Annotated in this window: 14 protein-coding genes; 6 read left to right on the forward strand and 8 right to left on the reverse strand. The window is 67.3% G+C overall.

Features of this window, described 5'->3' with window-relative positions:
* Nucleotides 1-79: 79 nt before the first annotated feature.
* A complete protein-coding gene (locus HHL15_RS00630; protein WP_206198519.1) occupies nucleotides 80-1,816 on the reverse strand; it encodes an ABC transporter transmembrane domain-containing protein in 1,737 nt (578 codons plus the stop codon).
* Between the two features lie 119 nt (nucleotides 1,817-1,935).
* Between HHL15_RS00630 and HHL15_RS00635 the strand changes: the two genes are divergently transcribed.
* Entirely contained in the window at nucleotides 1,936-2,346 is a 411-nt protein-coding gene (locus tag HHL15_RS00635; RefSeq protein WP_169143885.1) for an MAPEG family protein, read from the forward strand.
* Nucleotides 2,343-3,398, forward strand: a complete 1,056-nt coding sequence (locus HHL15_RS00640) for an extracellular catalytic domain type 2 short-chain-length polyhydroxyalkanoate depolymerase (protein ID WP_235943158.1) — start codon at nucleotides 2,343-2,345, stop codon at nucleotides 3,396-3,398. The genes HHL15_RS00635 and HHL15_RS00640 overlap by 4 nt, the downstream gene beginning before the upstream one ends.
* Nucleotides 3,399-3,431: 33 nt before the next feature.
* Here HHL15_RS00640 and HHL15_RS00645 read toward each other — a convergent pair whose 3' ends face one another.
* Nucleotides 3,432-4,208 carry a ferredoxin--NADP reductase gene (locus tag HHL15_RS00645; RefSeq protein WP_169143886.1) on the reverse strand — a complete coding sequence of 259 codons (777 nt, stop codon included), beginning with the start codon at nucleotides 4,206-4,208 and terminating at the stop codon, nucleotides 3,432-3,434.
* A gap of 98 nt (nucleotides 4,209-4,306) precedes the next feature.
* Here HHL15_RS00645 and HHL15_RS00650 point away from each other — a divergent pair, with 98 nt between their 5' ends.
* Entirely contained in the window at nucleotides 4,307-5,233 is a 927-nt protein-coding gene (locus HHL15_RS00650) for a LysR family transcriptional regulator (protein ID WP_169143887.1), read from the forward strand.
* 423 nt (nucleotides 5,234-5,656) lie between these two features.
* On the opposite strand, the gene HHL15_RS00655 is transcribed toward HHL15_RS00650, so the two are convergent.
* Nucleotides 5,657-6,412, reverse strand: coding sequence for a substrate-binding periplasmic protein (locus tag HHL15_RS00655; RefSeq protein ID WP_169143888.1), 756 nt, complete (start codon nucleotides 6,410-6,412; stop codon nucleotides 5,657-5,659).
* Between the two features lie 145 nt (nucleotides 6,413-6,557).
* Between HHL15_RS00655 and HHL15_RS00660 the strand changes: the two genes are divergently transcribed.
* On the forward strand, nucleotides 6,558-8,339 hold the full coding sequence (locus HHL15_RS00660) for a M61 family metallopeptidase (protein WP_169143889.1): 1,782 nt from the start codon (nucleotides 6,558-6,560) through the stop codon (nucleotides 8,337-8,339).
* Nucleotides 8,340-8,358: 19 nt separating this feature from the next.
* On the opposite strand, the gene HHL15_RS00665 is transcribed toward HHL15_RS00660, so the two are convergent.
* Genes HHL15_RS00665 through lexA form a run of 5 tightly spaced genes read right to left on the reverse strand, consistent with a single transcriptional unit; the run spans nucleotide 8,359 to nucleotide 13,304 of the window.
* On the reverse strand, nucleotides 8,359-9,054 hold the full coding sequence (locus tag HHL15_RS00665) for a hypothetical protein (protein WP_169143890.1): 696 nt from the start codon (nucleotides 9,052-9,054) through the stop codon (nucleotides 8,359-8,361).
* Between the two features lie 24 nt (nucleotides 9,055-9,078).
* A complete protein-coding gene (locus tag HHL15_RS00670) occupies nucleotides 9,079-10,458 on the reverse strand; it encodes an MATE family efflux transporter (protein WP_169143891.1) in 1,380 nt (459 codons plus the stop codon).
* A 57-nt stretch (nucleotides 10,459-10,515) separates the two neighbouring features.
* On the reverse strand, nucleotides 10,516-11,967 hold the full coding sequence (locus HHL15_RS00675; RefSeq protein WP_169143892.1) for a Y-family DNA polymerase: 1,452 nt from the start codon (nucleotides 11,965-11,967) through the stop codon (nucleotides 10,516-10,518).
* Entirely contained in the window at nucleotides 11,903-12,670 is a 768-nt protein-coding gene (imuA, locus tag HHL15_RS00680; RefSeq protein WP_169143893.1) for a translesion DNA synthesis-associated protein ImuA, read from the reverse strand. Before imuA ends, HHL15_RS00675 begins: the two co-directional genes overlap by 65 nt.
* Nucleotides 12,671-12,701: 31 nt before the next feature.
* The gene (gene lexA / locus HHL15_RS00685) at nucleotides 12,702-13,304 is read right to left on the reverse strand and encodes a transcriptional repressor LexA (RefSeq protein ID WP_169143894.1); all 603 of its coding nucleotides are present in this window, start codon (nucleotides 13,302-13,304) and stop codon (nucleotides 12,702-12,704) included.
* Nucleotides 13,305-13,590: 286 nt separating this feature from the next.
* On the opposite strand from lexA, the gene HHL15_RS00690 reads away from it, so the two are divergent.
* Together HHL15_RS00690 and HHL15_RS00695 are read left to right on the forward strand one after the other, a co-directional pair.
* On the forward strand, nucleotides 13,591-14,178 hold the full coding sequence (locus HHL15_RS00690; protein WP_169143895.1) for a peroxiredoxin: 588 nt from the start codon (nucleotides 13,591-13,593) through the stop codon (nucleotides 14,176-14,178).
* Nucleotides 14,144-14,623 carry an FKBP-type peptidyl-prolyl cis-trans isomerase gene (locus HHL15_RS00695; RefSeq protein WP_169143896.1) on the forward strand — a complete coding sequence of 160 codons (480 nt, stop codon included), beginning with the start codon at nucleotides 14,144-14,146 and terminating at the stop codon, nucleotides 14,621-14,623. The genes HHL15_RS00690 and HHL15_RS00695 overlap by 35 nt, the downstream gene beginning before the upstream one ends.
* Nucleotides 14,624-14,693 lie beyond the last annotated feature (70 nt).

Genomic DNA, 14,693 nt, shown 5'->3' on the forward strand with positions numbered 1-14,693 from the left:
GACGGGGCTCCGCCTTGTCACGACCCGCCCTGTAACAAAACGTCTCCCATGTGTCAAAAGGTCAAGCCGGGCAAGGCCTTCAGGCCGTGAACTGGAGCCGTGCGAGACGGGCGTACAGGCCGTCGCTGGCGATCAGCTCGGCGTGGGTTCCCTGCTGCACGACGTGTCCGGCTTCCATCACGATGATGCGATCGGCCTTTTGTACCGTGGCCAGACGATGGGCGATGGCCAGGGTGGTGCGCTGGCGCATCAATCCGTCGAGGGCTTGCTGGACCATGCGCTCACTTTCTGCATCCAGGGCGGAGGTGGCTTCGTCGAGGAGCAGGATCGGGCGGTCGGCCAGGATGGCGCGGGCGATCGCAATGCGCTGGCGCTGGCCGCCCGACAGGCGAACACCGCGCTCGCCCAGGTCGGTGTCGTAGCCCTCCGGCAGGCCGGTGATGAACTCATCGGCAAAGGCCGCGGCGCAGGCGGCCTTCACCTCGTCCAGGCTGGCCTCCGGGCGGGCGTAGCGCACGTTGTCGGTGACGCTGGCGGCAAAGATCACCGCCTCCTGGGAGACCAGGGCGATGCGGCTGCGCAGCGCGGCCGGATCCGCATCGGCAAGGGGCACGCCGTCAATCCGCACTTTGCCGAGTTCCGGGTCATAGAAACGCAGCAGGAGCTGGAACACCGTGCTCTTGCCAGAGCCCGAAGGGCCGACCAGCGCGACGGTCTCGCCAGCCCCGACCTTCAGGCTGAAGCCGTCCAGGGCGGGGGTGTCCGGGCGCGTCGGGTAGCTGAAGCGCACCGTCTCCAGTTCGATCTCGCCGCGCGCCGGCAGCGGGAAGGCGCGGGGTGCAGCGGGGGCCTGGATGGCCGGCTGGGTGGAGAGGATCTCGGTCAGCCTCTCGGTGGCGCCTGCCGCCCGCTGCAGTTCGCCCCACACTTCCGACAGGGCGCCCACACTGCCGGCGACGATGGCCGCGTAGAAGACGAAGGCCGACAGCTCGCCCGCACTGAGGCGGCCGGCCAGCACGTCGTGGCCGCCAATCCACAAAATGAAGGCAATCGCACCGAACACCAGCACCATCACTGCCGCCACCAGGCGCGCCCGGTTGGCGACCCGCTCGCGTGCCGTGGCGAAGCTGTTCTCCACCAGCTGACCGAAATCCCGGCGGTCGGCGGCTTCGTGGCCGTAGGCCTGCACGATGCGGATCTCGTGGATGGTCTCGTCGATACGGTTACCCAGTTCGGCGACCCGGTCCTGGCTCTCCCGCGCCAGTTTGCGCACCCGCCGGCCGAACAGCACGATGGGGGTCACCACCAACGGCACCCCGGCGAGGGTGAGCAAGGTCAGCTTGAGGCTGGTGGTGAACAGCATGACCAGGCCCCCGATCAGCAGCAGGGCGTTGCGCAGCGCGATCGACAGGCTCGAGCCCACCACGTTCTCGATCTGGGTGGTGTCGGAGGTGAGGCGGGAGATGACCTCTCCGGTGCGCCCGGCTTCGAACCAGGAAGGCGGCAGGCTCAGCAGATGGTCGAACACCTTGCGGCGCAGGTCGGCGGTGATCCGCTCGCCCAGCCAGGACACGTTGTAGAAACGCAGGTAGGTGGCGGCCGCCAGCAGGGCGATGACCCCGAACATGGCGGCCAGGCTGCGGTCGAGCCAGTCCGGGTTGCCTGCCGAGAAGCCCTGGTCGATGACCATGCGCAACCCCTGGCCCACCGCCAGCATGGCGCCCGCGGCGGTGACCAGGGCCAGTGCGGCGATGAGCACGCGGCGGCGATAGGGGGCAAGGAGGAAGAGCAGGGCGCGGGCGGGATGGCTGGGCATGGCGGGCTGGGAAGGAATGAAGGGCGGCGCGTGACGGGAGAGCATTGTAGGTGCGATGCACAAACATGCGGCGAGGGCCGGTAAGCTATGGCATCCGAATCCAAGGAATCGTTCCTGCCATGCTGCTTGCCACTTCACCCCTGACCGCCGGTGTCACCCTGCTGATCGTCCTGCTCCTTTTTGGCACCGCCGCTGCGGTGGGCAAGGGGCGTCACAAGTACGCCATCCAGGCGCCGGCGGTGAGCGGACATCCGGTCTTCGAGCGTCTCTACCGGGTGCAGATGAACACCCTCGAATGGGCGGTGATGACCTTGCCCTGCCTGTGGTTGTGCGCTGCCTATGTGCGCGACGACGTGGCCGCGGCGCTGGGCGGCCTGTGGCTGGTCGGCCGGATTGCCTATGCCGTGGGCTATGCCCGGGATCCGGCCCGGCGTGCTGCCGGCTTCACGATCGGGGCGCTGGCCTTCGGGGCCCTCGGTCTGGCGGCGGGTGGTGGCGTGCTGTGGAAGCTGACCGGAGGTGGATCATGAATGCCTGCATCAAACATGTTGCAGCGGCGCTGCTCGCCGGCCTGGGAGCCTGGCCCTGCCTCGCCGCGCCAGCCCTTCCGGCCCTCGGGGTGAAGGACGATGCCGTCACGGTGTCGGGCATCTCGTCCGGGGGCTACATGGCGGTGCAGTACCAGGTGGTCCATTCAAAGCAGGTCAAGGGTGCAGGGATACTGGCGGCGGGCCCTTACGACTGCGCCGAAGGCAGTACCTGGAGGGCCTTGCTCAATTGCATGGCCCCCACCCGTTGGGCACCTGTGGCGGACCCGGCCGAGATCAAGGCACGGGTGGAGTCCCGGGCCCGGCTGGGGCTCATCGACCCGCCGGAGGGCCTGGCGGATGACCGGGTCTGGGTGCTGACCGGGGCTGCCGATCATACGGTGGCGCGGCCGGTGGTGGATGCGCTGGTGGCGTTCTACCGCAGCTGGATGCCCGCCGGGGCGGTGACCTTGGTCACCTTGCCGGAGGCGGGGCACGCGATGATCTCGGTGGCGGATCCTGCGGCCAATGCCTGCGCGACCTCGGAGCCGCCCTTCATCAACCGTTGCGGCGATTTCGACGCGGCTGGAGAGCTGCTGAAGCACCTGCTGGGGCCGCTCCAGGCGCCTGCTGCCTCTGTCCGTCAGGGCGGGCTGCAGGCCTTTGACCAGAAGCCCTACATCAGCGGCCTGCCGGCGGATGCCGGGTTGGCCGGGGAGGGCTTCGTGTATGTGCCGGACAGCTGCCGCGGTGGCGGTTGCCGGATCCACGTGGCCTTTCATGGCTGCCGGCAGGGCGAGGATCAGGTCGGCCGGCGTTTCGTGGAGGGGGCGGGCTATAACCGCTGGGCCGAGAGCAACCGGCTGGTGGTGCTCTATCCCCAGGTCGCAGCCCGCAACGGCCTGGCGGCGGGGTCGTGGCGCTGGATGGTGAATCCCAAGGGCTGTTGGGACTGGTGGGGCTACGCCTCGCCGGACTACGCCACGAAGAACGGCCCCCAGGTGGAGGCCGTTCACAAGATGCTGCAGCGCCTGGCGGAGCCGCCGGGGCGCTGAGCGGGAGCGCCGGGCCGGGGAGGCCCGGACGGCTTATTTCTCGACGAAGGCGCGCTCGATCACGTAGTCGCCTGGGGCGCCGATGTGGGGGGAGATCTTGAAGCCCCGCGCGTCGAGCATCTTGCAGCAATCGTCGAGCATGGCCGGGCTGCCGCAGATCATGGCCCGGTCGAGTGCCGGGTCGAGGGGCGGCAGGCCGGTGTCTTCGAAGAACTTGCCGGTGGTGATCAGGTCCGTGACGCGGCCCTGGTTGCGGAACTCCTCGCGGGTCACCGTGGGGTAGTAGATCAGCTTGCGGCTCACGTCCTCACCGAAGAATTCGTTCTCCGGCAAGGCCTGCTCGATGAACTCGCTGTAGGCCAGCTCGGACACGTAGCGCACGCCGTGCAGCAGCACCACCTTCTCGAAGCGCTCATAGGTTTCCGGATCCTGGATCACGCTCATGAAAGGAGCCAGGCCGGTGCCGGTGGAGAACAGGTAGAGGTTGCGGCCCGGCAGCAGGTCGGACAGCACCAGGGTGCCGGTGGGCTTCTTGCTGACCACGATCGGGTCGCCCGGCCGGAGGTGCTGAAGGCGGGAGGTCAGCGGGCCGTTGGGGACCTTGATGCTGAAGAACTCCAGGTGCTCCTCGTAGTTGGGGCTGGCGATGCTGTAGGCGCGGGTCAGCGGCCGGCCTTCCACTTCCAGGCCGATCATCACGAACTGGCCGTTGTCGAAACGCAGGCCCGCATCACGGGTGACCTTGAAGCTGAACAGGGAGTCATTCCAGTGATGGACGGACAGAACGGTCTGGGTGCTCAGTTTGCTCATGGCGACAGCAGTAAAGGAAGGGGGATGGGTGCATTGTTGCAATGCAATTAAGATCTGTAAAATGGATTGTATTGATATATAAATTCTATTTTACAGATATGAGATACACCCTCAGACAGCTGGAGATCTTCCTGGCGGTGGCGCGCCACGAGAGCGTGTCGCGGGCGGCCGACGAGTTGTCCCTGAGCCAGTCGGCCACCAGCACGGCCCTGGGTGAGCTGGAGCGCCAGTTCGATACCCAGCTTTTCGACAGGATCGGCAAGGCCCTACGCCTGAACGAGCTGGGCAAGGTGCTGCTGCCCCACGCGGTTCAACTGACCGAACATGCCCGGGAGATCGAGTCCATCCTGGGGCGCCGCACCGACTTCGGCCCCCTGCACATCGGCGCCACGTTGACGGTGGGCAATTACCTGGCAACCCTGATCGCTGCCGACTTCCTGCGCCGCCACCCGAGCGCCCAGGTCCGGCTGTCGGTGCATAACTCGGCGACCATCATCCATCAGCTGCTCCATTACGAAATGGATCTGGGGCTCATCGAGGGCAGCTGCCGCCATCCGGATCTGCTGGTGGAGCCCTGGGTGGAGGACGAGCTGGTGGTCTTCTGTGCGCCTTCCCACCCCCTGGCCAAGCGCCAGCAGGCCGCCATGGACGAGCTGGCCGGGCAGGAGTGGATCCTGCGGGAGAGCGGCTCGGGGACCCGCGAGACCTTCGACCAGGCCATGCGCCATTTCACCGGGGAGCTCAAGCTGCGCCTCGAGCTGGAGCACACCGAGGCCATCAAGCGGGCGGTGGAGAGCGGGCTGGGGATCGGCTGCATCTCCCGCCTGGCGTTGCGGGAAGCGTTCCGGCGGGGCAGCCTGGTGCCCATCGAGACGCCGGAGCTGGATCTGCGCCGGCAGTTCCAGTTCGTCACCCACAAACGCAAGTACGTCACCGCGGGGATGCGGGAGTTCATCACCCTGTGCCGCCAGATGACCGCCGGGGTGACCCGTAGCGATCAGATCGATCTGCCCTTCATTCCCTGAGTCATCCCCGAGGTGGATAAGTCGCCCGCTACCCACAGCCGGCGGGGGCAAGCCTGTGGAAAAGATGTGGGGGGCGCTGTCATGTGACGGACACAAAAGGGTTTTTTGGTACTGCCTAAAAATAGTGCAATGCTGTCATATCGGTTGCTTGAATAGTTTTTATCTATTCACAAAAATCCGGGGATAAGTTGTGGATAAGCTGTGTGGCGGTGCAGCAGAGCATTGTTTTATTTGAAGAAAGACGCTGTGCAACAAAATGGGGCAGGTCGTGTCCAGCTTGGTGCAGCGTGGTTTTCTCCCCACCGGACGTGGGAAAAGGTGTGGAAAAACTGTGGGGGCAGGGTGCAAGGCCTTCTGCCATAAGGGATTTGTGGCATTGCACAAAAAAGAGGCAAATGGCGCTGGAGCCGCGCTGTGCCCTTCTCAGTTCTGGGGCGGCGGAGGGGGCTCGGACAGAAGCTGGAGCAGGAATTTCTCGTAGGGCATCTCGCGCCGCATGGCGCTCAGGGCCTCCTGGTATCTCCGCTTGTAGCGCTTTCCCGCGTCGACGGAGAACACAGTGTAGAGGCCTGTCCTTTCGTCCGGCACGGGTATCAGGACGACGCGCTCACCCAGGCCTGTCTTGCGGATCTCGACGCGGATCGAGTGGGCATCGGGCGAGAAGAAGGCGTCGATCCTCCCCATCGACAGCATGCGGAGCCCCCGGGAGGCGATGTCATCCCCGGCGATCGGTACAAGGCTGGCGTCCAGGCTGTCCAGGGTTGGTGACCGGTAGCCCCCCTGCCAGATGCCAATGATGAGCGGCCGGGTTGAACGAAGGCCTTCCAGTGAGGCGAACGCTTTGCCGGTGGTCACCGCAAAGGCGGGCTGGGTGCTCAGGAAGGGTGTCTCCGGGTAGTCCAGGTAGCGGGCCCTGTCATCGTTGCGGGCCAGGATCAGGGCGGCGTCGATCTGATTGTCGCGGAGCAGGTTGAGCAGGCGCGAGAGAGGAAAGTTCTGGTAATCCGCCTGCAGGCCGGCCCGGTCGAGCACCTTGTCCAGATAGGCAATTGCGGGGCTGTTGCTTGCCGAACCGTTCTCGATGACGTGTGGTGGCAGGCTGAAGTAGCCGACTCTGAGCCGTTCGGCCGCAGCCGCACTGCAGCTGAGGATGCAGAGCAGGAGGGCCCACGGGAGCATCCTTAATGTCTTCATTGCAGGCTTGAGAGGGCGATGAGGGTCTCATCGGGCGCCGCGTGCAGGGGGCAGGCCGGAGCGGCATCCCGATGCGGGTGATGGGGCTTTGATAGAATCGTTGTCACTCCAGGTTTCCGCCTTGTTCCCGATGACCACTCCTGTCCGCTACACCATCCAGGCTGCCCAGCCGGGTGCCCACCTTTTTGAAGTTACGCTGCACATCAACCAGCCCGAACCGGCCGGTCAGGTCTTCAGTTTGCCGGCCTGGATTCCCGGTAGCTACATGATCCGGGAGTTTGCCCGGAATATCGTCACGCTGTCAGCCGAGTCCAATGGCGAGGTACTGCCGGTCACCCGCAGCGACAAGCACACCTGGCATCTGCCGGGGGGGCTGAGCGGGCCGGTGACCCTGCGCTACAGCGTGTACGCCTGGGACCTGTCGGTGCGCACGGCGCATCTGGACCAGACCCATGGCTTCTTCAACGGAACCAGTGTCTTCCTGTGCGCGCATGGCCACGAAGCCCTGCCGCACCTTGTAGACATCCTGCCGCCGCGGGGCCTCGAGGGGGCAGGCTGGCGGGTGGCCACCAGCCTGCCGGTGGCGGTGGGTGAGCCGGGTGGGGCGGAGCCCTATGGTTTCGGCCTCTACCGCGCGGACGACTACGATGCGCTGATCGATCATCCGGTGGAGATGGGGACTTTCTCCCTGGTGGAGTTCGAGGCCTGCGGCGTGCCCCATGCGGTGGCCATCACCGGGCGTCACGATTGCGACCTGGCGCGCCTGGCGGCCGATCTCAAGCCGGTGTGCGAAGCCCAGATCCGCCTTTTCGGCGAGCCGGCGCCGATGGACCGCTATGTCTTCCTGGTGATGGCCGTGGGTGATGGCTACGGCGGGCTGGAGCACCGGGCCTCCACGGCCCTGCTGTGCAGCCGGGCCGACCTGCCTTACCCGGGCATGGAGACGGTGTCCGAGGGGTATCGCCAGTTCCTCGGCCTGTGCAGCCACGAGTATTTCCACACCTGGAACGTCAAGCGGATCAAGCCGGCCGCCTTCGTGCCCTACAGGCTCGCGGTGGAGAACTACACCCGCCTGCTGTGGGCCTTCGAAGGTTTCACCTCGTACTACGACGATCTGATGCTGGTGCGCAGCGGGCGCATCACTGTGGCGGACTACCTGAGCCTGCTGGGCAAGACCGTCAGCCAGGTGCACAAGGGCAGTGGGCGTCGCAAGCAGAGCGTGGCCGAGTCGTCCTTCGAGGCGTGGACCAAGTATTACCGCCAGGACGAGAACAGCCCCAACGCCATTGTCAGCTACTACACCAAGGGCGCCCTGGTGGGGCTACTGCTGGATCTGCGCCTGCGCAGCGGCAGTGGCGGAGCGGTGAGCCTGGATGACCTGATGCGGGCCCTGTGGCAGCGTCACGGGCTCACCGGGCGTGGTGTGGCTGAGGACGGGCTGTATGCCCTGGCCGCGGAATTGGGCGGCCCAGAGGTGGGCGACTGGCTGCGTGAACTTGTCGAGGGCACTGCCGAGCTGCCGCTGGCCGATCATCTCGCCCAGGTCGGGGTCGGGCTGGCCTGGGAGGCGGGGTCTGCCACGCCGGCCCTGGGGGCACGGACTGCCGCCGAGGGGGACTTCCCGCGCCTGGCCAACGTCTACGAGGGGGGGGCAGCCCAGCTCGCGGGGCTGTCGGCGGGCGACGTGCTGGTCGCCCTGGACGGTCTCAAACTGACGGCATCCGGCCTCGACAAGCTGCTGGCCCGGCGACGACCCGGCGAGCGGGTGACGCTGCATGCCTTCCGGCGCGACGAGTTGATGTGCTTCGAGGTCGAGCTGGCCGGAGCGCTCCCGGATACGGCCAGGCTGACCCTGCTGGAAGACGCTGAGTCCTCCCGCCAGGCACTGCGCAAGGCCTGGCTGGAAGGCTGAACCGGGCGCTGTCCGGCGCTCAGAATAGCCGGTCCGGGGTCAGGCGCAAGCCGAAGGAAATCCAGCGGCTGCTGGCCGGGCCGCTGAGCTCGCGGCCCAGTGTGGCGTCCAGCTGAACCCGTTCGGGGATGATGGCGAAGCGGGCGCCGGCCTGCCAGAAAGCGCCGGAGCTGCTGTCCCCGAAGGTCTCGGCAATGCCGGTGAGGCGGTCGTGAAGGCGGAACTCCCCGCCCAGGCCCCAGGTGGCGCGCTGCTCGCCGCTGGCCTTGTCCTTCAGCCAGCCGAGGTTGGCATGCATGACGATCCGGTCATCGGCAAAAGAAACCGACATTGGTACGTACACGAAGGTGTTGCCCAGCAGGTTGGGGCCGGGATTGACCTGGGGGTGATGCACCATTCCGCCGGCCAGTCCGAGGCCCCAGCCGTTGGTCTCGAGGGGGCGCAGCAGGGTCTTGAGCTGAAGGATGAAATCGCCGGTCCCGTGCTGGCCATCGTTTCTGGCCTTGCCGCCGCCGGCCGTGACCTCCAGGTTGCCGAAGGGGTTGCAGGCGGGCAGGGCCCAGATCTCGCGGCTTTCCGGATAGATGCGCACCCAGCTTTCGAGCTGGCAGCTGCCCGCCGTGGTCAGGCGGGCATCGTCAGTGACGAAGGGGCGGGCTGCCAGGGCCGGGAGTGTGAGGGCCTGGAGCAGGCAGAAGAGTGCGATTCTGGGCATGCGCTCCAGCCTACCAAGAATGCGTTATCCGGACGTGACAAGGCCTCTGTCGTCGCGCGAGACGAGATGCAGGTAGGTGCCGAATGCCAGCGCTGCGGCAATGTTGCTGAGCACCGATGACTGCCAGAAGCCGGCCACCCCCTGCGGCGGCAGCCAGCTGCCGAGGCCGTGGTAGGCGAGCCCGTAACCACCGGCCAGTCCGATGCCCCAGAAACACAGGGTATGGACCAGCATCGGGCCGAAGGTGATCTTGTAGCCGCGCAGGGCATGGGCGGCGACGGTCTGGATCGCGTCGAAGAACTGGTACAGGCAGATGTAGATGGCCAGGGAGGCGGCCAGGCCGCTCACCGCCGGGTCTGCGGTGTAGGCCGCCATGATGGGGTCGCGGGCCAGCCAGGCGATCACGCTGATCAGGGTGGACAGCCCGGTGGCCAGGGCAATGCCGGTCAGCGCGGCATGGCGGGCACCCGGCCGGTTGCCGCCGCCTAGGGCCTGCCCGACCAGGACCAGGGTGGCGATGGCCACCGCCAGGGGCAGCATGTAGATCAGGGCCGCCAGGTTGCCGACGATGCGGTGGCTGGCCACCACGGTGGCCCCCAGGCGGGCGACCAGCAGGGCGATCAGAGTGAAGGCGGTGATCTCCACGAAGCTGGAGAAGCCCATGGGCAGGCCCAGGCGCAGGAGTTCGCCGATGGGGCGGGCCCGCGGGCGGGTCCAGCTGGAGAAGATCCGGTAGGGCGCGTAGGTGCTATTGCCCGCCACGTGAAGGGACGCGGCCAGCAGGGCCAGCCAGCAGATCACCACCGTGGAGACGGCACAGCCCTGGCCCCCCAGGGGCGGCAGCCCCGGCAGCTTGCCGTTGATCAGGGCCCAGGAAAGCGGGATATGCACGGCGGTGGTGACCAGGCTGATCACCATCAGCACGCGGGTCCGCCCGAGGGCATTGGTGAAGGCGTAGAAGGTCCGGTATAGCAGCACCGCGGGCAGGCCCCAGGCGATCGTCGCCAGGTAGTGGCGGGCCCCTTCCTCGACGGCGGGGCTGATCTCCGAGACGCGCAGCAGCCAGTCCGGGTGGCGCAGGAACAGGACCGCCGGGATGGCCAGGCCCAGGGCGAGCCAGAAACCCTGCTGCACGGCCGGCCCGATCTCGGCCTTGCGGCCGGCGCCGACATGGTGGGCGACGGTGGGTGCGACGGCCTGCAGGATGCCGACCATCAGCATCACGATGGAGATGTAGATGCCGCTGCCGATGGCCACGGCGGCCAGGTCGGTGGTGCTGTAGCGCCCGGTGAGTACGGTGTCGCTCACCATCTGGGTCATGGAGGAGAGCTGGGCGATCAGTACCGGCCAGGCCAGATCGATGATGCGGCGGGCGACAGGAAGGCGGGAGGCGTGTGGGGACATGGGAGGCGTAGTGTATGCCGGATCGATGAGGCCTGTTCGTGGACAGGGGCGCGGCGCCTACCCGAAATGCCCGTGCAGGAACCAGCCATGGGGGGGCTGACGCTCCTGGAAGATCCAGACCAGGCTGTGGTCGTGGCGGCGGGCGACAAAATAGTCGCGGCGCACTTCCTCGCCGTCCCACCAGCCCGATTCGATGCGTTCCGGGCCGGCCAGCAGCCTGTCGGGATGGGGGGCTGCGATGGGGCGGGGGACAGGCAGCAACCACAAGGGGCGGGGCTGTGACTGCGGCTCGCCGGCGTGAGTTCCGGACGGCTCCGGGACCTGTGGATCGTGCCAGCGCCAGGCCCGCTCCGGGCGATGATCCGGGCAAGGGGCGAGGCAGGCCACCGCGCGCGGGCCGAGCCGGGCGCGCAGGGTGGCCAGCAGCAGGTCCGGGTCGCCTTGCCGGCCATCGTCTCCCTCGAACAGATCGTGGCGGGGCGGGGCGATGGCGCGTGGCGCATCGGCCTCCAGGCGCAGGGCGTCCACCGCCGCGGGCAGGACATGGCGGGACAAGTGTTCCCGGGCCAGCATCTGGAAGCGCGCCATGTCCCGCGACAGGCTGCCGGGAATGATCTCGATGCGTGCCTCGCCGTGATGCTGGTTGCGCTCGTATTCCAGGACCAGGCTGAGCGCCTCGAGCCCGGCCTGGCGGGCATCCAGCCAGCCGGACAGGCCAGCCAGCAGGCGGCGCAGCCCGAACAGCAGGGTGTCGATCTGGGTGCTGGGGACCGGCAGGGGGAGGCGGGCCTGGTAACGTTCGGGCGGGATGTGCCAGGGGCGTGGGTCGGCACGGACCCCGTAGGCCCGGTCGAGCAGGTCGAGCACGGCTCCGCCCTTGCGGCGGGCCAGGCCGCTGCGGGGCAGGCGGCGGACTTCCGCCAGCTGCCGGAGGCCGATGCCGGCCAGCAGGTCGAGGCTGTCGTGGATGTCGGCGGGGCTGTCGGCGAGGACGCTGAAGGGCAGGGGGTCGAGCGCCGCGGCGAGCTGGCATGGTGTGTCGATCCGGCTGCCGGGCGCCAGCCGGGCCAGCCAGCGGGCTGCCAGCGGCGTGGGGGCGACAGCCAGCCGGGCGTTGAAACCGAGTGCATCGAGCCCTTGCTGCAGGCGTTCGCACAGGTTCTCCATGCCGCCAAACAGGCGCAGGCTGGCCCTGAGCTCGAGCAGCAGGGTGTCCGGCGGATCAATGCTCAGGGTGGAGGTGAAGGCGCCGGCCCAGTCTGCGATTTCGGCCAGGGCCGTGCCTTCGAGAGCCGGTTCCCGTTCGCGCAGGCACAGGTCGGGGGCTAGGGCCAGTGCGCTGGCCCGGCGGATCCCTGGTGCCACGCCGCGTGCCATTGCTGCCGGATCCGCCGCCACCACCCGGCGCTGGGGGAGGGGGCCGAGGATGGCCAGCGGCGGGCCTTCATCGCGTCCCCGCGTGAAGACCTGCAGGGCCAGATCGGGCAGGACGAGGGCGCACCAGAGCATGGAGGGCGGTCACGGATGAAGGGGAGGGCGTGCTTGCGTCCTGGCTGGCCCGGGGCTGATCGGGACGCGCCCCGGGGGCGCCCCACGGGAGGTCGAGGTCCACGGGTGCAGCCAGCAGGGGGCCCCGGCGTTTCAGCAGGCGTATCTGCAGCCCGCCGGGACGGGCGGCCAGGGCCAGCCGCAGGACGGCAGGAGAGGGCTGGCCGGCGCAGGTTTCGGGGCGGATCAGGATGACGGGGGTGGCGCTTTCCTCGGCGGCCAGCTGCAGGCGCCGCAGGGCGGCCATGTCGGCGTCGGCCAGCCACAGGATGATCGCCTCGCAGCTGCGCGAGTCGAGGGCCTGGCGGCAGGCCCAGCGGGCATGGGCGGCACTTTCGGCGCGGACCACCAGGAGGCGTCCGAGGGGCACGCCGGCCCCGGCCAGGGCGGGGGCGTAGGGCAGGGCCGGCGGGGCGATGCAGACTCCCCAGCGCCCTGCCGGGATCCGTGTGAGGAGGGGCAGCAGCAGGCTGAGCTCGCCGACGCCTGCGTGGGGCAGCAGCAGCTCGGTGAGCGCGCCCACCGGCCAGCCGCCACCGGGCAGGACGGCGTCGAGGGCGGCGAAGCCGGTGGGCCGGCCCGGGCTGGCCGGTGCGGCGAGCCTGTCACCCCGCCAGACGAGTTCCTCGAGGCGGAGGGGCGCGGAAGAAGCCTGGCCTGCCATGGAAAGTGGACTCTGCAGAGGGGCCAGGAGGTCAGAGGCTGTCGGAGCGGATCAGGCCGACGGCGAGGCCCTCGATTTCGAGGGAGGCATTGCGGGTGTCCACCACGATGGGCTCGAAGTCGGGGTTGGCGGGCAGCAGCTCGATGATGGGCCCCTTGCGGGCCAGCCGCTTGACAGTGACTTCATCGTCGACCCGGGCCACCACGATCTGGCCGTTGCGGACCTCGCTGGTGCGGTGCACCGCCAGCAGGTCGCCGTCGAGGATGCCGGCGTCGCGCATGCTCATGCCGCGCACCTTGAGCAGGTAGTCGGCGCGCGGGGAGAACAGACCCGGATCGACCTGGTAGCGGCCCTGCAGGTGTTCGGCCGCCAGGATGGGGCTGCCGGCGGCAACCCGCCCGACCAGTGGCAGGCCAAGGGCTTCCATCAGGCGGATGCCGCGCGCCCGGCCCTCCTCGAGGGTGATGGCGCCCTTGGCCGCCAGCGCCCGCAGGTGGGTTTCCGCCGCGTTGGGGGAGCGGAAGCCGAAGGCGGTGCAGATCTCGGCACGGGTAGGCGGGCGGCCTTCCTGCTCCACGGTGTCACGGATGAGCTGGAGGATCTCCTGCTGGCGGGGGGTGAGGTTGTCGGACATGGGGGCTCCTTGATGTTGTGTGTAATTTTATACAGGTTTTCGCCGGCTGCAAGTTGTCGCATCCTTGCCGGGGAACGTGGATTTCCGTGACAAACCTCAAAATTGGATGACAAAGGCCTTGAGCCCGCCGGGGTCATGGGCTATCCATTCAAAAGTACGTCGCAAGAACAGACATGCCGGCCCGATGCAGGCCGCAGAAAAAAGAACAGAGAACAGCGCAAGTCGTATCGCCCATACAGCCAGGGTTCAAACCCAGACCGAACCCGCAGCCCCCGAGGAGATCTTCATGCATTTCACCCCCCAACACGCTTCGGGTAGAGTTATCAAGACGGCTCGGTTAGAATCCCCCGCCGTGCCGGTTGAGCCCCAGGTGGGCGAGCTGGCGCCGCTCTTTGCCCTGCCCGACGCCGACATGGAAATGTTCGATCTGGCTTCGGTGCTGGGTTCCCATCATGTGGTCCTGTATTTTTATCCCCGTGACAACACCCCGGGCTGCATCCGTCAGGCCATCGATTTCAGCGATCACGATGCCGATTTCGAGCAGGAGAAGTGCATCGTGGTGGGTGTGAGCCCCGACGACTGCCTGACCCATGCCGATTTCCGCGATCAGCACGGCCTGTCCGTGGAATTGCTGTCCGATGAGGAGGGCGAGGCCTGCAGGCTTTACGGGGTGTGGCAGTCGGCGATGGTGAATGGGGCCATGAAACGCAGCGTCCGCCGTTCGACCTTCATCATCTCGAGTGACGGGGTCCTGCGGCACGTCATGCACGATATCAATCCGCGCGGCCATGCCGCCGAAGTCTTTCAGCTGATAAAGCAACTCAACTCAAGGAATCCAAATGCAAATCGCCAAGAACACGGTCGTCACGCTTGACTACAAGGTCACCGACCCGGATGGCAACATGATCGACGACGGCCAGCACCCGCTGGTTTACCTGCACGGCGGTTATGACGGCATCTTTGCCGTGATCGAAGAAGCCCTCCATGGCAAGGCGGTTGGTGAAAACCTGAAGGTCAAGCTCCTCCCGGAAGATGCCTTCGGCGAATACGACGAAGAGCTGGTCCTGGTTGAGGAAGCCTCCCTGTTCCCGGACAACATCGAAGTCGGCATGTCTTTCGAGCGTGTCGGTGAAGACGGTGAAGAGGACGTGGTCTACCGCATCACCGACGTTGCCGACGGCAAGGTCGTGGTGGATGGCAACCATCCCCTCGCCGGTACCGCCCTGATCTTCGACATCACCGTGAAGGAAGTGCGTACCGCCAGCGCCGAGGAAATCGGCCATGGCCACGTCCATGGTGAAGGCGGTCATCACCACTGATACCCCATGACCGGTGCCGCGCCCCCGATGGAGCGTGGCACCGGCCTGTCGGCCGCCTCGGCGGCCAACT

It is taken from the genome of Zoogloea dura (genome assembly GCF_012927165.1).
Taxonomy (GTDB): Bacteria; Pseudomonadota; Gammaproteobacteria; order Burkholderiales; family Rhodocyclaceae; genus Zoogloea; species Zoogloea dura.